Annotated in this window: 20 protein-coding genes; 15 read left to right on the top strand and 5 right to left on the bottom strand. The window is 46.2% G+C overall.

Going from position 1 to position 17,859, the window contains the following annotated elements; translation table 11 throughout:
• Positions 1-39 precede the first annotated feature (39 nt).
• From MUN34_RS05035 to nth, 6 genes are all read left to right on the top strand, one after another.
• Positions 40-210, top strand: a complete 171-nt coding sequence (locus tag MUN34_RS05035) for a YpmA family protein (protein WP_012370646.1) — start codon at positions 40-42, stop codon at positions 208-210.
• Positions 207-674, top strand: a complete 468-nt coding sequence (locus MUN34_RS05040) for a hypothetical protein (RefSeq protein WP_026828096.1) — start codon at positions 207-209, stop codon at positions 672-674. Before MUN34_RS05035 ends, MUN34_RS05040 begins: the two co-directional genes overlap by 4 nt.
• A gap of 16 nt (positions 675-690) precedes the next feature.
• Positions 691-1,872, top strand: coding sequence for a pyridoxal phosphate-dependent aminotransferase (locus tag MUN34_RS05045; RefSeq protein ID WP_247856984.1), 1,182 nt, complete (start codon positions 691-693; stop codon positions 1,870-1,872).
• Positions 1,873-1,901: 29 nt separating this feature from the next.
• A complete protein-coding gene (asnS, locus tag MUN34_RS05050) occupies positions 1,902-3,191 on the top strand; it encodes an asparagine--tRNA ligase (protein ID WP_348772889.1) in 1,290 nt (429 codons plus the stop codon).
• Between the two features lie 71 nt (positions 3,192-3,262).
• Complete coding sequence (locus tag MUN34_RS05055) at positions 3,263-3,841, top strand: DnaD domain-containing protein (RefSeq protein WP_026828099.1); 579 nt, start codon at positions 3,263-3,265, stop codon at positions 3,839-3,841.
• 5 nt (positions 3,842-3,846) lie between these two features.
• A complete protein-coding gene (nth, locus tag MUN34_RS05060) occupies positions 3,847-4,515 on the top strand; it encodes an endonuclease III (RefSeq protein WP_247856986.1) in 669 nt (222 codons plus the stop codon).
• Between the two features lie 50 nt (positions 4,516-4,565).
• On the opposite strand, the gene MUN34_RS05065 is transcribed toward nth, so the two are convergent.
• From MUN34_RS05065 to MUN34_RS05075, 3 genes are all read right to left on the bottom strand, one after another.
• On the bottom strand, positions 4,566-5,456 hold the full coding sequence (locus MUN34_RS05065; protein ID WP_247856987.1) for a DUF3800 domain-containing protein: 891 nt from the start codon (positions 5,454-5,456) through the stop codon (positions 4,566-4,568).
• A gap of 553 nt (positions 5,457-6,009) precedes the next feature.
• Positions 6,010-6,255, bottom strand: a complete 246-nt coding sequence (locus MUN34_RS05070) for a hypothetical protein (protein ID WP_026828102.1) — start codon at positions 6,253-6,255, stop codon at positions 6,010-6,012.
• Between the two features lie 255 nt (positions 6,256-6,510).
• Positions 6,511-6,804, bottom strand: coding sequence for a DUF1798 family protein (locus MUN34_RS05075; RefSeq protein WP_026828103.1), 294 nt, complete (start codon positions 6,802-6,804; stop codon positions 6,511-6,513).
• 74 nt (positions 6,805-6,878) lie between these two features.
• On the opposite strand from MUN34_RS05075, the gene recU reads away from it, so the two are divergent.
• The 6 genes from recU to gpsB all read left to right on the top strand — a co-directional run bounded on the left by recU (position 6,879) and on the right by gpsB (position 14,643).
• The gene (recU, locus tag MUN34_RS05080) at positions 6,879-7,493 is read left to right on the top strand and encodes a Holliday junction resolvase RecU (RefSeq protein WP_026828104.1); all 615 of its coding nucleotides are present in this window, start codon (positions 6,879-6,881) and stop codon (positions 7,491-7,493) included.
• A 33-nt stretch (positions 7,494-7,526) separates the two neighbouring features.
• Complete coding sequence (locus tag MUN34_RS05085; RefSeq protein WP_247856988.1) at positions 7,527-10,205, top strand: transglycosylase domain-containing protein; 2,679 nt, start codon at positions 7,527-7,529, stop codon at positions 10,203-10,205.
• A gap of 106 nt (positions 10,206-10,311) precedes the next feature.
• Positions 10,312-12,576, top strand: a complete 2,265-nt coding sequence (locus MUN34_RS05090) for a DEAD/DEAH box helicase (RefSeq protein ID WP_282104281.1) — start codon at positions 10,312-10,314, stop codon at positions 12,574-12,576.
• Positions 12,573-13,757, top strand: a complete 1,185-nt coding sequence (locus MUN34_RS05095; protein ID WP_026828106.1) for a ribonuclease H-like domain-containing protein — start codon at positions 12,573-12,575, stop codon at positions 13,755-13,757. Before MUN34_RS05090 ends, MUN34_RS05095 begins: the two co-directional genes overlap by 4 nt.
• Positions 13,754-14,314, top strand: a complete 561-nt coding sequence (locus tag MUN34_RS05100; RefSeq protein WP_026828107.1) for an SLOG family protein — start codon at positions 13,754-13,756, stop codon at positions 14,312-14,314. The genes MUN34_RS05095 and MUN34_RS05100 overlap by 4 nt, the downstream gene beginning before the upstream one ends.
• 5 nt (positions 14,315-14,319) lie before the next feature.
• Entirely contained in the window at positions 14,320-14,643 is a 324-nt protein-coding gene (gene gpsB / locus MUN34_RS05105; RefSeq protein ID WP_034769853.1) for a cell division regulator GpsB, read from the top strand.
• A gap of 78 nt (positions 14,644-14,721) precedes the next feature.
• Here gpsB and MUN34_RS05110 read toward each other — a convergent pair whose 3' ends face one another.
• Together MUN34_RS05110 and MUN34_RS05115 are read right to left on the bottom strand one after the other, a co-directional pair.
• The gene (locus MUN34_RS05110; protein WP_026828109.1) at positions 14,722-15,030 is read right to left on the bottom strand and encodes a hypothetical protein; all 309 of its coding nucleotides are present in this window, start codon (positions 15,028-15,030) and stop codon (positions 14,722-14,724) included.
• A gap of 32 nt (positions 15,031-15,062) precedes the next feature.
• On the bottom strand, positions 15,063-16,637 hold the full coding sequence (locus MUN34_RS05115) for an FAD-dependent monooxygenase (protein WP_026828110.1): 1,575 nt from the start codon (positions 16,635-16,637) through the stop codon (positions 15,063-15,065).
• Positions 16,638-16,717: 80 nt separating this feature from the next.
• Between MUN34_RS05115 and yvfG the strand changes: the two genes are divergently transcribed.
• From yvfG to MUN34_RS05130, 3 genes are read left to right on the top strand one after another with little or no spacing between them, the layout of a single operon-like run.
• The gene (gene yvfG, locus MUN34_RS05120; protein WP_233494521.1) at positions 16,718-16,948 is read left to right on the top strand and encodes a protein YvfG; all 231 of its coding nucleotides are present in this window, start codon (positions 16,718-16,720) and stop codon (positions 16,946-16,948) included.
• Positions 16,945-17,556: an NUDIX hydrolase gene (locus tag MUN34_RS05125; RefSeq protein ID WP_026828111.1), complete on the top strand. Its 612-nt coding sequence runs from the start codon at positions 16,945-16,947 to the stop codon at positions 17,554-17,556. Before yvfG ends, MUN34_RS05125 begins: the two co-directional genes overlap by 4 nt.
• Positions 17,557-17,616: 60 nt before the next feature.
• Positions 17,617-17,823 carry a hypothetical protein gene (locus MUN34_RS05130; RefSeq protein ID WP_012370627.1) on the top strand — a complete coding sequence of 69 codons (207 nt, stop codon included), beginning with the start codon at positions 17,617-17,619 and terminating at the stop codon, positions 17,821-17,823.
• Positions 17,824-17,859: the final 36 nt, after the last annotated feature.

Raw genomic sequence — 17,859 nt, forward strand, 5'->3', positions numbered from 1 at the left:
GCATTATAATAGATGTAGAAAAATGAGGGAGGATATAAGATGGATTCGAAAATCGAGACGCTAGCAACCGTCAAGGTCAACCGCCATGACGATACGTACAAGATTGTAGACTTATTGAATCGCACGTTAAAAACAGAAGATTTGATGTTTGGTCTGGCACTGGACGAAAAAGATAAGGAGCAGATGGTCTTTACCATCTACCGCACATGAAGTGGAAGATCGTCATTGGTCTGATCGGCTTCATCCTTTTGATTACGCTCCTCGGTACGGGTGTGTATCAATTCACCGTCGCTGAGGCAAAAGAACGTGAACAAACCGTCGCCGTACAGGCGGAATCACGTTTGAAAAAAGAATTGGCACCGCAACAGACTCAATTTGATTATGTATTTAATGGAAAAACCCAGTATAGTGTCTTTACGATTAAACAGGATGGTCAAGCATTACGGGCCTTCGTTCCTAAAAAGGGTAAAATCGAGACGAGACGTGTCAAGGATGGAATGAAGATTGCCGATGTCATTCGACAAGCCGGCAATCCGGAGAACATCGTTTCAGCGAAATACGGTTTTGAAGACCGGGCGCTGATTGAAATTGTCACTAAGACGACGACCGGATACGATTATTCGTATTATACCTATCAAGAAGGGTCCTTCATCAAACGATTACGGATCAATTAAAAAAGGAGTGGACAGGATGTTATCGAAACGGGTACAACAACTGACACCGTCAACGACACTGGCGATTACTGCAAAAGCGAAAGCATTGCGTGAAGAAGGACAAGACATCATCGGACTCGGTGCGGGCGAACCGGATTTCAACACTCCAGAATTCATCATCCAGGCGGCCTTTGCGGCAGCAGAAGCGGGCGATACGAAATACACGCCGTCCGGCGGAACGGTTGCCTTAAAAGATGCCATCATCGAAAAAACCCGCCGTGATTTATGGGTATCATATGACCGCTCGGAAGTCATGGTCGCTTCCGGAGCGAAGCATGCCTTATCGACATTGTTCCAGGCAATTTTAGATCCGGGCGACGAAGTCATCGTCCCGGCTCCGTACTGGGTCAGTTATCCGGAACAAATTAAACTGAGTGACGGTGTTCCTGTCATTCTCGAGACGACGGAAGCATCACGCTTCAAAGTGACACGTGAATTACTGGAACAACATATTACACCGAAAACGAAGGCGCTTGTCTTGAATTCGCCGTCGAATCCAACGGGAATGGTCTATACGAAGGAAGAACTCGAGATGGTAGCGGATGTAGCGATTCATCATAATCTTCTTGTCATCAGTGACGAGATTTATGAAAAGCTGTTATACAACGGTGTGACGCACTTATCCATTGCGACGTTACCCAATATGCGTGAGCGGACGGTCATCATCAACGGCGTTTCGAAATCGCATGCCATGACAGGCTGGCGGATTGGTTATGCCATCGGACCGAAAGATATCATCAGTGCGATGACGAACCTGGCCAGTCATTCGACTTCCAATCCGACATCCATCGCGCAAGCGGCATCTGTCGCAGCCTATGCGGAAGGTGATGCGCCGGTTGAGGCGATGCGTGTCGTGTTTGAAGAACGTTTGGAACAAATTTACGACCGGTTGATTCAAATTCCAGGCTTAACCTGCCTGAAGCCGGAAGGTGCATTTTACCTGTTCCCACATGCATTACGGGCAGCCGAAATGTGTGGATTCTCGAATGTCGATGACTGGTGTACAGCGGTCTTATCGGAAGCGAAGGTCGCCCTGATTCCGGGATCCGGCTTCGGCGCACCAGAATATGTCCGGTTATCGTATGCGACAGACCCGAAACGGGTACTTGAAGCATTAGACCGGATTGAAGGATTTATCACGGCACATACGGCCGTTTAATAGAGAGAGGATGTTGACTTTTGAAAGCAATGATTCGGGATGTAGAGAAACACGTAGGCGAGGAAATCACGATTGGTTGTTGGCTCGCCAATAAACGTTCGAGCGGGAAAATTGCGTTTCTTCAATTGCGGGATGGTTCAGGCTTCATGCAAGGAGTCGTCGTCAAGGAAACGGTCGGGGAAGATTTGTTCAAAACGGCTAAAGGATTGACGCAGGAAACATCGATGTGGGTGACAGGTGTCATCAAATCGGATGGTGGACGGACAGCAATCGGTCATGAAATGGAAATCACGGCGATTGAAGTGATTCATGAAGCAGTCGATTATCCGATCACACCAAAAGCACACGGAACGGACTTCTTAATGGATAACCGTCACCTCTGGTTGCGCTCAAAACGTCAACATGCCGTCATGGTTGTCCGGAACGAACTGATTCGGGCGACATATGAATTCTTTAACCAAGAAGGGTTCATTAAAGTCGATCCTCCGATTTTGACAGGCAGTGCACCGGAAGGGACAACTGAATTGTTCCATACGAAATATTTTGACGAAGATGCCTACTTGTCACAATCCGGTCAACTCTATATGGAAGCAGCCGCGATGGCACTCGGCAAAGTCTTCTCATTTGGCCCGACGTTCCGTGCCGAAAAATCAAAGACACGCCGCCACTTGATCGAGTTCTGGATGATGGAGCCGGAGATGGCGTTTTATGATCACGACATGAATCTCGAAGTTCAGGAAAACTATGTGTCACATCTTGTTCAATCGGCTTTGAAAAACTGTCGTCCAGAGCTCGAGTTGCTCAAGCGTGACTTGACGGTTCTCGAAAACATTCAAGCCCCGTTCCCGCGTGTAAAATATACGGAAGCGATTGACATGCTGAAAGAACAAGGCTTTGACGATATCGAATTCGGCGATGATTTCGGTGCTCCGCATGAAACGGCAATCGCCAACACGTTCGCGCGTCCCGTCTTCATTACACACTGGCCAAAAGACATCAAACCATTCTACATGAAAGAAGATCCGGAAAACCCGGGCTTCGTGTTATGTGACGATTTGATTGCGCCGGAAGGGTACGGAGAAATCGTTGGTGGTTCACAACGGGAAGAAGACTATGAGAAGCTGCTTGCCGGTATGAAGGAACATGACCTGGATGAAACCGGTGCTTACAAATGGTACTTGGAAACACGTAAATATGGATCAGTACCGCACAGTGGTTTTGGTCTTGGTCTTGAACGGACTGTCGCTTGGATCACAGGAGTCGAACACGTCCGCGAGACGATTCCATTCCCACGTCTGCTGAACCGATTGTATCCGTAATAGTGATTGAAATCGACCCATCCCTCGGACGGGTCGATTTCTTGCTTACAATAAAGAATCGAGGAAGTATCATGGATCATAATTTAATTCAGCTGTTTGAGGAAGGAACGGTTGTCCTCCCCAAACGATTGTTTACAGAAGCTAAACGTCTTGGAATCAGTTTTGTTGAGTTTACACTGATCGGACAATTGTTTGCCTGTCGCGCCGAAGGGATGGAGATGCCGTCACCAGAGGAACTCAGCAACCGGCTCGGACTTTCGGAAACGGAAACGATTGAGACGACACTTGGACTGCTTCAAAAAGGATTACTCGCGATGGAGAATGTCGCCGGCTCGGAACGTTATTCCCTGGTGCCGCTTTATGAAAAGTTAATGGCACCACCGGAACAGGAAGCGCCAAATTTCGATACGATCAATCCATCTGTCTTCCAGCATTTTGAGCGTGAGCTTGGGATGATGTCACCGTTTCAGATGGAACAGATCATTCAATGGCTAACGATTGAAAACATTGCAGAAGAGCTTGTTCTTGCTGCCTTACGGGAAGCCGTCTACCATAATGTCCGGAAGATGACGTACATCAATCAAATTTTACGGACATGGGAACGAGAAGGTATCAAAACGCTCGAAGATTTGGCGACGAGAGGGAGCTGACGGGGATGTTACGAAAAGCAGACATTGAACGGATCGAATCGACACTGGAAGAGATGTTTCCGGATGCCTTTTGTGAATTGGTTCACCAAAATCCGTTTGAACTCGTCGTTGCCGTGGCTCTCAGTGCGCAAGCAACAGACGTATTGGTCAATAAGGTGACCCCGGGGCTATTTGCCGCGTATCCGACTCCGAATCAGTTAGCTGCAGCGCCGGTCGAAGAGATTGAAGAAAAAATCAAACGGCTTGGGTTGTATCGCAACAAAGCAAAAAACATTAAAGCGTTAGCAGAGCAATTGCTGGTGTTACATGATGGTGAAGTTCCGACGGATCGCGCAGGGCTCGAAGCCTTACCGGGAGTCGGACGAAAAACGGCGAACGTCGTCTTGTCTGTTGCATTTGACGTGCCGGCGTTTGCGGTTGATACGCATGTCGAACGGGTGTCAAAACGTCTCGGCATCTGTCGGTGGAAGGACAATGTCACGCAAGTCGAACAGACCTTGATGAAACGGTTTAAGCGAGAGCAGTGGTCGAAGCTGCATCATCAGTTCATCTTTTTTGGGCGATACCACTGTAAGGCGCAACGGCCAAACTGTCTGGAGTGCCCGTTGCTCGACATGTGCCGGGAAGGAAAAAAGCGGACAAAAGGATTATTGCCGCCGCTTGCGGGGGAATGACAAAACAGCGTCCTGCCACTTTTGGCAGGACGCTGTTTTTGGTTAAAAAATTATCCGTTCCACGGTGTATCGGACCATTCGCGGCGTTTTTTCGTGATCGGAACCTTTTTAAAGCCCCAGTTGCGGAAATCCTGATCGGGACTGTCACGGCGAATGTAAATCTTATTTTTGATGGCTTTGAAAATTCGGTTTTCGTCCCCATAATGGACAAACCGGGGTTTCACCTCAATCACGCCACGTCTGACGCGGGAAAGAGGGAGACAGACAAGATCGGCAATCTCAAGACCAGATTGGTAGAGGTCGCTATCCTTTTCAGCAAAAATAAAGCCTTTGATTTTTTGACGGCTTTTCTCCACGTCCAAATGAACGGTCCCGGAGTTGAAGATATCAAAAAATGCTTTTTGAATCAGCAGATTCTGATAATCATCCCGACTTTCGAGCACGACCCGGGCGCTTGTCGCTTCCGTTTCTTCAAGGAATGCGTAAAACGATTTCATCAGGTGGGCAAAGGCAACGACATACGGATCTTTCGGTGTCGAATAAAATTCCTGTAATTTTTGTTTATCGACTTCAACGCTGACAATCGTACAATCGATGTCGACTAAAAAGTCCGGTAAGGCAACCCAAAAATGACGTAACATATCAATCGTGATGCCATCTTCCTTGCCATACGGATGTTCCGCCTTTAAGATTTCTTTCAGATGAAGCGGAATGTGCGGATCTTCGAAAACAGACGATTTGAATTCCATCAATCGTTTGCGTAATGGACTGGGTTCACCGGTTTCGTCTGAGTCGATGGCATACTTATATTCCATCAAGACGCCGGTCAGATTAAATTGGGTATTTCCTTTTGGTGTTCCGGTCTCATCGACAAACATGACATATTTTTTGGGTGTTGAGTTTGTAGTCCTAGGAAATCCTTTGACATCAACGTTTTTCACGTTTCTTGGTTCTCTTTTATTCAAGCGAATCTCCTCCAATTGCACACATACTGCACACTTTTATTAAGACCAAGCACATCTGTTACCTCTTTATGTAACTTTACACTGACACGGCTATATAAATCCATGGTTATTGCACAACTTGCATGACCAATCTTTCCTGGACACTGTTCCGTTGACTTCGCCAAAGCATACGAGAGGATTGTTGCTTTTCTTGTTCATCGCATTTAAAGCGGGTTCGGACTGCCCGTTTACCGGTAATAGGGTTCTTTTTTTATATTCGTCATATAGCTTCTCCTTCCTGCCTGATTATGACAGTGGGGATATTTTTCGTAAAATTGACGATGGACCAAACGGCACAACATCTAAAAAAATTAAGAAGAGTAACGCGATGAAGTGAACCAAACATTTACTCAAATGGGAGTAGCTTTAGAAAAAGACACATGATGTTTCTAGTTGGAAAAGTAATGAGCAGCTTGGTAGAGGAGGGGGGAGCACGTTTTAACCAGACTATTTTCATACAAAAAAAGCCGTCAATTAGACGGCTTCGATGTTACCATTCAAATCCTTCTTCACTGTAAGATCCATCAGAATTAAAGAATTTTTCTTCTGTTTTACCATTCACGGTATTCGTATAAATGACATATACATCGAGATTATCGAACTTATCAGCCATTTTTTTAGCGGCTGTACGGGCTTCAGCCTCATTCGTGAACGATTCAGTCTTATCTGCTTCACGATGGTTCTCTACGCCGTGTTCTTCATAACCTTCTACTGACCACATTTTTTTTGCTGACATAAACAACATCCTTTCGTAGCAGAGCAGGTTGTGTACCGCTTTGCTGTTTATCATTATGCTTGGTTTGATGAAAATTAGTCAATTCATCATACATACAATCATTCTAAATATGCAAAAATCATAAGGGAATCAGCTCATTTTCCAATCTATACTCTCAAACTGTTAACCAAAACATGTCATCTAGTTATCAGATTACATATTCAGAATGTCCATTTTAGATTTGGGATTACGTGACGAAAAACAGAGTTCCTTTGATTATTGCATCAGTTGATCGATATAACGGACAGACTTGATGGTTTCGTTAAAGCGTTTTAAACTGGTTTTCGGTTGGAATGCCTGAACGGACAACTGTTTCAGCTGATCAACGGCACTCTCGACCATCGCCGGGCGCAAATAAGGACTGTTCTGTGCATTTTGTTGCCAGGCTTCAATCAGGACGTCTGCTTGCGCGACGAAGGGGATGACATCGGTTTGAAAGTCATATTCCTGACCATTTCGTCCAGCTTGGTAAATCCGTTCAATATCCTGAAGTAACGGTTCTATTGTCATTTGTTTTTAACTACTCCTCTCGGCCGATACGATACAATCACATATCATGGTACAATAAACGCGTTAGGAGGGGAATCGTTTTGAATTACCCGAATGGTAAAAAATTTCAAAAACCAGTAGAACCGCATGGTATGGCGATCCGAAGTGCACGCTCCAAGGGATCGACTTTTTCAAATCGCGGAATGAAGCTTGAAAAACTCATCAATGAAAGTAATATGTTTTACTTGACGCATAATCGGGCAATCATTCACAAGAAACCTACCCCTCTACAAATCGTCCAAGTTGATTATCCGAAACGGTCGGCTGCCGTCGTCAAGGAAGCGTACTTCAAGCAACCTTCGACAACAGACTACAATGGTGTGTACCGCGGAAAATACATCGATTTTGAAGCGAAGGAAACCAATCATAAAACATCCTTCCCACTAAAAAACTTTCATACCCATCAAATCGAGCACATGCGTCAATGTATCGCACATGGAGGAATTTGTTTTGTCATCATTCGATTCAGTATGTATAATGTGCAATATGTGTTATCTGCCGAGCATCTGTTCCCATGGTGGGAGCAACTGGAAACGGGTAGAAAATCGATTCCGCTAGACGAAATCGAACGGCACGGGAAAAAACTCGAGACAGGTGCGTTTCCTGCGATTGATTATTTACCGGCAGTGGACGAGTTATATTTCACTTGAGAAACTTTACAGATTGAAGGAGAAGGATAGCATATGGAAAGAAGTCGTGTCGCACGTCGTGAAGAGACGAAGACGTCAGCCAAACAAACGAATCGGACAAAGCGTCCGAAAAAGAAAAAAACAAGCGGTTCCGGTGTTAAAGGTCCGCTTTGGAAAAAGCTTTTATTAATCGCTACAGGAGTATTTATCCTGATGATGATTGCGGGTGGAGGGTTTGCGGCATATGCCGTTGCGACCGCTCCGGAGCTTGATGAATCAAAGTTACGTGATGCCCTCCCGCTAAAGATTTATGCGAGCAATAAAGAAGAGATTAAAAAGGGTGGGACGAGTCGGGAGTATGTGTCGATTAAAGAAGTTCCTGATGTTGTGAAAGATGCGTTTATTTCAATCGAAGACCGGCGTTTTTATCAGCACAACGGAATCGACTTCCGTCGCTTAGGCGGCGCCATTATTGCCAACATCACAGATGGATTTGGTTCAGAAGGCGCTTCGACCATTACGCAACAGGTCATCAAACAATCGTTTTTAAGCTCAGACAAGACCATTACCCGGAAAGTCCAGGAACAATGGTTAGCGATTCGTCTGGAACGGGACTACACGAAAGAACAGATTCTTGAAATGTATTTAAATAAAAACTATTACGGTCAAGAATCGTACGGTATTCAGACGGCGTCAAAAGCCTACTTCAACAAGACGGTCGATAAGCTGAACTATGCAGAAGCTGCGATGCTTGCCGGTCTACCGCAACGTCCATCGGCTTACGATCCGATTCAAGGAAGTCCGAAGTTAACGAAATGGCGTCAGACACAGGTTCTTGATGCCATGTTGACGACAGGTGTCATCACGCAACAACAACGTGATAAGGCAGTCGATCAACCGATCTCAAAATTGATTGATCCGGCACCGAAATCAAAAGACGATGCGGCTTACGACAGTGTCATCTTTGATATGGTTTCGCAAGAGCTAGAAGATGTGTTTGGTTTAGAAGGCAAGGATATCTACGGCCAAGGATTAAAAGTCTATACATCCATCGATAAGCCGATGCACGATTATATGAATGAAGCCATTAAAAAAGATCAGATTGTCCAGTTACCGGATTATGCGGAAGCAGCGGCAACGGCAGTTAATACACAAACGGGTGAGATTTTAGGAATCGTTGACGGGAAAAAGCCTGGTACAGGCACTTCGCGTCGTAACTTTGCCAAAGAACCGCATCAACCCGGCTCATCAGCGAAACCATTTTTCGCATATGGACCAGCCATTGAAAATGAGAAATGGTCAACGGCTAAAATGCTGACGGACCAGGAAACAGAAGTCAACGGCAAAAACATCGGCAACTATTATGACGGTTACCGTGGAACTAATACGATCCGCCACTGGCTGAAGATTTCTGCCAATACGCCTGCCATTCAAACGTTCCAACAAATCGGAGGCGACACGGTCGAAAATTTTGCAGCTAAGTCTGGATTAGGCTTACAAAAAGATGAATCGATTTCACCGGCTTATGCAATCGGTGGAATGAAACACGGATTCAATACGACACAAATGGCTTCTGCTTATGCCACGCTTGGTAATGGCGGTGACTACATCAAACCGCACATCATCAAAACGATTGAATACAGTGACGGCTCAAAAATCAAATCACCTGTCAAACCGAAAAAAGCGATGGAAGATTATACAGCTTACATGTTAACGGATATGTTGCGTGATGTTCTCAAACCGGGTGGGACGTTCCCAAGTGCTGCTCTTGCCTTCGACGCAGCAGGTAAAACCGGAACAACCAATGCCTATAAAGATGTTTGGTTTGCCGGTTACACATCAGATGTCTCGATCAGTGTCTGGACCGGAACAACTAAGTCGGGGAACAACAACGAGTTAGGTTTGAGCGGACCGACAAACAGTACAATGGCACAAAATATTTGGAAAGATTTCGTCACAAAAACACGTGACCGGACTCCTGCGCCATTTGAACAACCAAGTTCTGTCCTCAGTATCGGGGAAGAACTGTATGTCAAAGGGACAAAAGAACCGGTTGTCGAAAAAAAGGCAGTACCAGCTCCGACTGGCTTACAAGCATCTTACAATGAAGACTCGGAGTCTGGTGAACTGACCTGGAGTTATAATGATTCAGCGCTTCGGACTAACGGCTATGACAGCGTGTCGTTTGAAGTATCAATGACTGACCCGGACGGAAAACAATCGGTGCTTGGCACCAGCTCGACGAATCGGATCGGAATTAACCGACTGGATCCGGGGCGGACGACATTTACGGTTGTTGCGAAAGCGTCTGGTGAACAGTCGGGTCCCGTTTCAACGACTGTGACGGTTGCAGACGTCGAAACGGATCAGCCGACAACGGACGAACCGACAACGGACGAACCGGCAACGGACGAACCGGCAACGGATGAGCCAACGACGGACGAACCGGCAACGGACGAACCGACAACGGATGAGCCAACGACGGACGAACCGGCAACGGATGAGCCAACAACGGACGAACCGGCAACGGATGAGCCAACGACGGATGAGCCGGCAACGGATGAACCGACAACAGATCAGCCAGCGACGGACGAACCGGCAACGGACGATCCAGCCTCAAGCGACGGAGTATCTACTCAGTCGGACCGAGGAAATGCATCGAACGGTAACCAAGGGCGCGGTCAGGATAATGCGCCCGCCGATCCACAATCAGAATCAGAAACGCAGCAATAACGAGTAGAGAGATTACTTGAAGAAGATAAGACCGAAGAAACGGGTATGTTTCTTCGGTCTTGCTTCTCTTTTTTTGTATAATGGAGTTCAGGAAGGAAGTGGGGCAATGGAATCAAGACAATCACTTGTCACCTATTTAGAAGAATTAAAAGCCGATCGTTCGTTCATGGAACGTGTCACATATATGAAAACGATGGAAGCGACTGCCGGACGTTATGCACCGTTTCCAAAAGAGATGCCGGAGCGTTTACGCCAGGCACTAGAAGGCAGAGGCATCACATCGTTGTACCGCCACCAAGAAGTAGCATTTCGAACCGTTCAAAGCGGTGCATCGACGGTGATTGTTACACCGACGGCTTCAGGGAAAACCTATTGCTTTAACTTACCGATTTTATCCCATCTCTTGAAAAATCCAAATGCACGGGCACTGTATCTGTATCCGACGAAAGCATTGGCTCAAGATCAAAACAGTGAGTTGCTGGAACTGATTGATGAGATGGAAGCACCAATCCGCTGTTTTACGTACGATGGGGATACGTCACCCACGATTCGGACAAAAGTTCGAAAAGCCGGGAATATCGTGATTACGAATCCGGATATGTTACATTCCGGAATCTTGCCACACCATACGAAATGGATTGAACTGTTTGAAAATCTATCGCATATCGTGATTGACGAACTGCATACGTATCGGGGCGTGTTCGGAAGCCATGTTGCGAATGTCATCCGACGGTTGCGACGGATTTGCCGTTATTACGGCAGTGATCCAATCTTTATCATGACGAGTGCGACGATTGCCAATCCAAAAGAACTGGCGGAACGTTTGACAGAGAAAAAAGTTCAATTGATTGACGACAACGGGGCACCAACCGGGCGAAAACATTTTATCGTCTATCAACCACCAATCGTCAATGCGCAGCTCGGCATCCGTCGTTCAGCAACACTTGAGACAAAACAATTGGCGTCGCGATTCATCAAAAAGAAGTTTCAAACGATTGTTTTTGCCCGCTCACGGGTAAGAGTCGAGGTGTTACTGACTTATCTCCGAAGTTTGATCCGGTTTGAGCTGGGGCCGAAATCAATTGAAGGATATCGTGGCGGATATCTTCCAAGTGAACGCCGCGATATTGAAAGACGGTTGCGTAAAGGTGAAATTACAGGTATCGTTTCGACGAATGCGTTAGAGCTCGGTGTCGATATCGGACAACTACAAGTCTGTATCATGAACGGTTATCCGGGAACGATTGCTTCGTTATGGCAACAAGCCGGTCGGGCCGGTCGGCGTCAAGACGATGCTTTGATTATTTTAGTCGCTTCTTCCGGGATGCTCGATCAGTATGTCGCAGAACGTCCTGAATTGTTTTTAAATCAATCACCGGAAGCTGCACGACTTGATCCAGATAATCTTATCATTGCGGTTGATCACATCAAATGTGCGGCATTTGAACTGCCGTTTCGCCGTGGTGAGTCATTCGGGACACTGGAGACAGAGGATATTCTCGAGTATCTAGTCGAAGAACGTGTCTTGCATCAACGGGGGGAACGTTATTATTGGATGAATGATGCATTTCCAGCTCATGGTATTTCTCTGCGCTCCAGTGATCAGGAAAATGTCATCATCGTTGACCAAACGGAAGTTCCGAATCGTGTCATCGGCGAAATGGATACGTTCAGTGCGATGACCCTTTTGCACGATGAAGCGATCTATTTACATGGGGCGGACCAGTATCAAGTTGAAGTCTTGGATTTTGAAGAGAAGAAAGCCTTTGTTCGTGCGGTCGACGTCGATTATTATACGGATGCGAATTTTTCAGTCGAACTCTCCGTGCTCGATGAGGATGACAGTTACACGAATGGAGATTTCAGTGTCGCCCGAGGTGATGTCAGTGTCCGCGGTATGGCCACGATGTTCAAGAAAATCAAGTTCGGAACACATGAAAACATCGGATCGGGTCCGATTCATCTACCAGAACGGGAAATCCACACGACGGGGGTCTGGTTTTCGTTGCCGGAAGAAGCATCCTCGAGTACGGAACTGGAACAAGTCATCGAGGGGGTAGCGAACAGCTTAAGACGGGTCGCCCCGCTGTATTTGATGTGTGATGCCAGTGATGTCTTTGTTGTGCCCCAGGTCAAAGCGACCCATACGCAAAAACCGACAATCTATCTGTATGACCGTTACCCTGGCGGTGTCGGATTGGCAGAATCGATTTATAAGCAACGTGGAGTCATGCTACGGGCCGCACGGGATTCAATCGAGACCTGTCCTTGTCAGGATGGTTGTCCGGCGTGTATCGGAATGATCGGCTTGTCTGATGAAAAAGAGCGGACAATCAGAATGCTAGCTGAAATGGAGAAGGAATTATCATGAAAAATAAGCTGAGACGGATGTTGAAGACGACGGAGACCGAGCCGACAGCAAGCTCCTCATCGACGGATCAGGAACAAATGACATCAGCCGAACAAACCGCTTGGTTGGATCGAGGAGCAGATATCCTCACGTTTGAAGACGAATGGATTGTCCGGATCGATCACCGGTATCCACTGCAGGCCAAACATGGACATCGTTCGTATGCCGAAGTGTTTGAATCGTTGCAGTTGCCCCATCCGCCACTCGCCCTCGATGTCCCGCTCGAACAGGTCATATTTTTCGATACGGAGACGACCGGATTAAAGGGGACGGGAACGACGATTTTTCTGTTGGGATTCGCCCGCTTTGAACGAGGGGAGTTGCTGATGCGGCAGTATTTTTTACCGCATCCGCATTATGAGGCGGCTCTTTATCATCATTTTCTGCATGATATCGGGGATGATGTCCGGTTCGTCACCTATAACGGAAAAAGCTTTGATTGGCCGCAGATTAAGACCCGTCACGTTTTTGTCCGGGAGCGTGTCCCCCGTCTGCCGAAAGTCGGTCATTTGGATTTGCTCCATGTCTGCCGACGGATGTTCAAAGGAATGTACGATTCATTCCGTTTGACGGCAATGGAGGAGCGAATTGGATTTGAACGAATGGATGATTTACCTGGATTTTTAGCACCGATGCATTATTTTCAATACGTCGAACACCAGAATCCAGCGATTATGGAAGGTGTATTAGAACACCATTTGCATGATTGTTTGACACTGGTGAGTTTATATGACGAATGTAATCGGCTTGTGACGCACCGCCAAGAAGCCACGTCACGGATTCGTGAGAACATTGGGGTCTGGTTAGCGGATTTAGGTATAAATGAACAATCAGCCGAACATTTTGGACAAGCTGACGAATTGACGGCTCAAGGTTGGTTGCGTCAAGGGCGGTTATATAAAAAATTGCACCAACATGAGAAGGCCAAAATCTGCTTTGAAAAAAGTGAAACGTATGAAGGATTCATCGAACTGGCAAAATGGGCCGAGCACATTGCCAAACAACCTTCCGTTGCTTATGATTATACTGAACGAGCCAAACGTCTATTAGAAAATCAGCAGTTGTTAGCTTCGCGGCGAGAACGATTGTTTGCTGAGTTAGACCATCGGAGCTTACGCCTGCAAAGGAAGTGTCGCGAATGAATGTCGTCGCAGTAACAGGATACAAACCGGCGGAACTCGGGATTTTTGATCAAAAGCATCCAGGAATCAACATCTTAAAAGCTGCTTACCGGGAACGGATAATCCGTTTGATCGAAGACATGGGAACGACCTGGTTCATTACAAGTGCTACGCCGGGATGTGAACTTTGGGCATGTGAAGTCATTCTGGAACTCAAACAAGAGTATCCGGAGATACGGTTAGGAATCCTTCTTCCTTTTTTGGAACAAGAGTCAAAATGGAAAGAGCCGGTTCAAGCCCAATACCTAGCTGTGTTGAATCAAGCGGACTTCGTGGATGCCATCAGTCAAAAACCGTATGAAAATCCATCCCAGTTCCGAAACAAAACGGAATTCATGATTCAAAAGAGTCAAGGGTTGTTGTCTGTCTATGATGAAGAACACGGTGGATCAGCCAAGTATTTAGTGGAACGTGCTAAACTAGAGATGGAACGTTCGGATTATCAATTGTTTCTGATTACGCAAGATGATTTAGCGATGATGGAACAAGAGCAGAACTACAATGAACAGTGGGAGTGAAGCATATGTATAAGCCGTTATTGACAGCAGATGATATTTACAAAAAAGAGTTCAAAACCGGACTACGCGGATATGTGATTGAAGACGTCGATGGTTATCTTGATCAAGTCATCAAAGATTATGAAGGATTTGAACGGGAAATCGAGCGTTTAAAACGAGAACTGGAAGAAGCGAAATCTTCATCTTCTTCTGTCGGTTTCAAACGGGAAGAACGAAGAACGGAACCAGAGGTGACGGCACCACCATCTAATTCGTCCAATTACGATATGTTACGCCGGATTTCTAATCTTGAAAAAGCTGTTTTCGGACGTCCCCATCAAGAAGATTGATTGCTGCCTTACTTATAGCAAGTATCAGGACATGACATGAAAAAACGGATCCTCTGTATAGAGAATCCGTTTTTCGTATTACGAACGATGCAGAAGCACTTCAGCTTCCGGTAGTTCTTCTTTTAAGACATAAAGCGCCACACGATCATCTAAATCCTTACTGAAACGACGGAACAGAAACGATGTTTTGACGCCGCGTTCGATCCGGACATGGAGTCCTGCTTGTTCGAGTCGGTCATGATCACGGGCCAAACGTTCTCCTTTTTCTCCAAACTCTTCGCCTAATAGGACCCAGCGCAATGATTCTTTTGTCCGCCGTGTCACGATGAAGAGAAAGCATAAAACAAGTACTACAATCAATATGATCCGAATAGTATTAAAGTCCATGGAAAACCTCACCTCATCTTTATCATACGTCCTTAACGGGCATAAAGTAAACGTTCAAGATAACGTGAGAAGGATTGAATCTTCAAGCCTTGTTGACGATACGCAATATACCCGTCTGGTCGAATCAAGTACAAACCGGCCTGTTTAATTCCAAATTTTCGGGCGAGTTCGCCGCCTTGATCAACGACTCCATCATCCTTCAGTTCCTGATGAATCGAAACGGTCTCGAACAGATCCGGGTACGAATAGGCCAGATCCTTGAACGGCAGGAGAATCTGTTCGTTCGCTTCACGGGGTAGAAACAGCAAGAGCAGAAAATTACGATCCGCGCGCCGTAATAACAGTTCATTTTTTTTCGTTCGCGGATTCACGACTTCACTATAGGGCATCGGTTCTCCCGGACGTGGTGTCAAAAGAGGGAAACGGCCTTGCGTGACAAACAACTGTGACGCTTGGTAGTTGCTGTTGAGTTGCGCGATCCGGTTCGTGACGTAATGATGTAACGGTGTAATCTTTAAGCTGTTCCGGATGACTTTTTCTTGAAGCGGCAGTAAAAGTGGGATGTTAATCTGCAATAGTTCAGTAGCGAGGTTCGTAGAACGTAAAATGCCACGTGCCGCTTCACGCCGCTCGACACTGTAAGAATCGAGTAGGGGGAAACTGGCTTTAAATCGATGAACACACCAGAGTTTCCAGGCTAAATTCATCGCATCCGCAATCCCTGTGTTCATGCCTTGCCCACCGACCGGTGAATTGATATGTGCCGCGTCACCGATTAAATAGATCCGGTGATGCCCAAATTTTTCAATGATTCGATTGTGAACCCGGAACATGGAATACCAGTGGACCTTCTTCAATGTGAACGGAACCTGCGCACGATTTTTTAAGAAGTCTTCAATGGCAGAATGATCGGTCGGGACCGCACCGTTTGTCAGGTTTCCTGTAATCCGAAAGAGATTCGACTGGAGTGGGAAGGATTCAATGACACCGTGATCAGAGAAAAAGATATGCACTTCTTCGGAAGATAACGGCCAATCGACCTCGATGTCGGCCAGCGCCCAAGACTCTTTAAAAGACTTACCGCTGAATGGAAGCCCGAGTTCGCGCCGGACGAAACTATTGGCTCCATCGGCGCCGATGATAAAGGAAGCATCAACAGTTTCCGTCACATCATTTTTTCGAATCGATGCGGTGACGAACGTCGGAAATTGTGCGAAACCGGTCAACTCTGTTTCGCGTTCGACCGTATGGCCATCTTCTTTTAAACGCGTTTCAAGAATACGTTCGGTTTCGCTTTGCGGCAATAAGGTGACGAAAGGAAACGGTGTATTTAAATCCGTAAAGTCAAGTTTTGCCTGCCAGGCTCCATTGACATATAAGTTTCCTTGATTGATTTTAATGGCATTCTCCATTAAAGCATCCGCTACACCAAGGCGCGCAAATAACTCAAGCGACCGTGCCTGAATGCCGATTGCTTTCGAAACGACCGATGGACCACTTGCCCGTTCGATAATCCGAAACGTCAGTCCATAACGAGATAAGGCAAGTGCTAACGTCAAACCGGTCGGTCCAGCACCAATAATCAATACATCTATTTTTTTCTTCACGGATAGCCCCCCTTATTTTACTTCTTAGCCGAAACTCGCTACCATTAAACTATCGACTGGACGGCAAACCGTCTGAAAGGATGAGAGCAGTGAACGAGCAATTATTTACGACAGAACGTTTGATGAGTAACTTTAGAGAATACATGCAACAAAATGAAGCGTACATGACGAAAATCCAAGCGTTGAATGCCTATTATAAAGTCGTGGCCGGATCGATTTTAGCCGATCGAATCGCTAAAAATGCTGATTTAATCGTTCGGATGCGTCATCTCGAAGAAGCGTATCAGAAAGTGGCGCAGGAAACACGATGAAGAATTTCCGATTAAATGATGTCAAACGAGTGTTTGCGTCTTCAACGGAACAGCTCCCTAAAAATGCTGCAGCAGTCTTAATCCCATTAGTGGAGCGGAACGGGGAAATCCATCTGTTATTTCAAGTCCGGGCGAAGACTTTGCGCTCGCAACCGGGAGAAATCGCTTTTCCCGGTGGACGGATTGATCCCGGCGAACAACCGCGGGAAGCGGCAATTCGCGAAACGACGGAAGAACTGAACGTCAATCCTACGGATATTGAAATCATCGGTACGTTGGAGCCACTGGTGACACCAAATCGCTCCATCATCTATCCGTACCTCGGCATCCTGACAGCGGAGGATATCCATCCATCGCCGATGGAAGTCGATCATATCTTTTATGTAGCGCTTGCTGACTTACTTGCAGCGGAGCCGATTCAAGGTGAGATGGAATGGCGGATTCGTCCCGGTAAAACCGTACCGACAGATCGTCTGGCGAATCGTGATGCGTACGTGGACCGGACGTATAAAACGGTCGAACATTTTTATGAACATGAAGAGTATTTGATTTGGGGACTGACAGCCAAGATATTACGTCAAATGCTTCGTACCTTGACGCAATACTAGCTTTTTCACAGGTTCTTTTATATGATTAAGAATATCTGAACGTGTCAGGAGATGAAGAAGATGGAAGAAGAAGAGTTATTTGATTATATCGTCGGTGATATGGTAAAAACAAAAGAAGGTTGGGTGGCGGAGGTCACGGCTGTATTAACCAATACAGTAGTGGGCGATCTCTCACATACAAAAAACTTCGAATCTCTTGGGTTTGAATTCGAGAAACAAGTATTGATCAAATCGGAGATTGAATTATTAGAGCGTAAAACAAAATAAACAGGAAACCGGACAGAATTTTCTGCCGGTTTTTTT

The sequence above is a fragment of the Exiguobacterium sp. 17-1 genome (assembly GCF_023096305.1).
Classification (GTDB): domain Bacteria; phylum Bacillota; class Bacilli; order Exiguobacteriales; family Exiguobacteriaceae; genus Exiguobacterium_A; species Exiguobacterium_A sibiricum_A.

Coding starts and splice junctions, on each gene's coding strand:
- MUN34_RS05100 (WP_026828107.1), top strand. CDS start 13,754: ATGAATGTCGTCGCAGTAACAGGATACAAACCGGCGGAACTCGGGATT.
- MUN34_RS05040 (WP_026828096.1), top strand. CDS start 207: ATGAAGTGGAAGATCGTCATTGGTCTGATCGGCTTCATCCTTTTGATT.
- yvfG (WP_233494521.1), top strand. CDS start 16,718: ATGAGAGCAGTGAACGAGCAATTATTTACGACAGAACGTTTGATGAGT.
- MUN34_RS05130 (WP_012370627.1), top strand. CDS start 17,617: ATGGAAGAAGAAGAGTTATTTGATTATATCGTCGGTGATATGGTAAAA.
- MUN34_RS05070 (WP_026828102.1), bottom strand. CDS start 6,255: ATGTCAGCAAAAAAAATGTGGTCAGTAGAAGGTTATGAAGAACACGGC.
- nth (WP_247856986.1), top strand. CDS start 3,847: ATGTTACGAAAAGCAGACATTGAACGGATCGAATCGACACTGGAAGAG.
- MUN34_RS05035 (WP_012370646.1), top strand. CDS start 40: ATGGATTCGAAAATCGAGACGCTAGCAACCGTCAAGGTCAACCGCCAT.
- MUN34_RS05125 (WP_026828111.1), top strand. CDS start 16,945: ATGAAGAATTTCCGATTAAATGATGTCAAACGAGTGTTTGCGTCTTCA.
- MUN34_RS05090 (WP_282104281.1), top strand. CDS start 10,312: ATGGAATCAAGACAATCACTTGTCACCTATTTAGAAGAATTAAAAGCC.
- MUN34_RS05075 (WP_026828103.1), bottom strand. CDS start 6,804: ATGACAATAGAACCGTTACTTCAGGATATTGAACGGATTTACCAAGCT.
- MUN34_RS05055 (WP_026828099.1), top strand. CDS start 3,263: ATGGATCATAATTTAATTCAGCTGTTTGAGGAAGGAACGGTTGTCCTC.
- gpsB (WP_034769853.1), top strand. CDS start 14,320: ATGTATAAGCCGTTATTGACAGCAGATGATATTTACAAAAAAGAGTTC.
- asnS (WP_348772889.1), top strand. CDS start 1,902: ATGATTCGGGATGTAGAGAAACACGTAGGCGAGGAAATCACGATTGGT.
- MUN34_RS05110 (WP_026828109.1), bottom strand. CDS start 15,030: ATGGACTTTAATACTATTCGGATCATATTGATTGTAGTACTTGTTTTA.
- MUN34_RS05085 (WP_247856988.1), top strand. CDS start 7,527: ATGGAAAGAAGTCGTGTCGCACGTCGTGAAGAGACGAAGACGTCAGCC.
- MUN34_RS05045 (WP_247856984.1), top strand. CDS start 691: ATGTTATCGAAACGGGTACAACAACTGACACCGTCAACGACACTGGCG.
- MUN34_RS05095 (WP_026828106.1), top strand. CDS start 12,573: ATGAAAAATAAGCTGAGACGGATGTTGAAGACGACGGAGACCGAGCCG.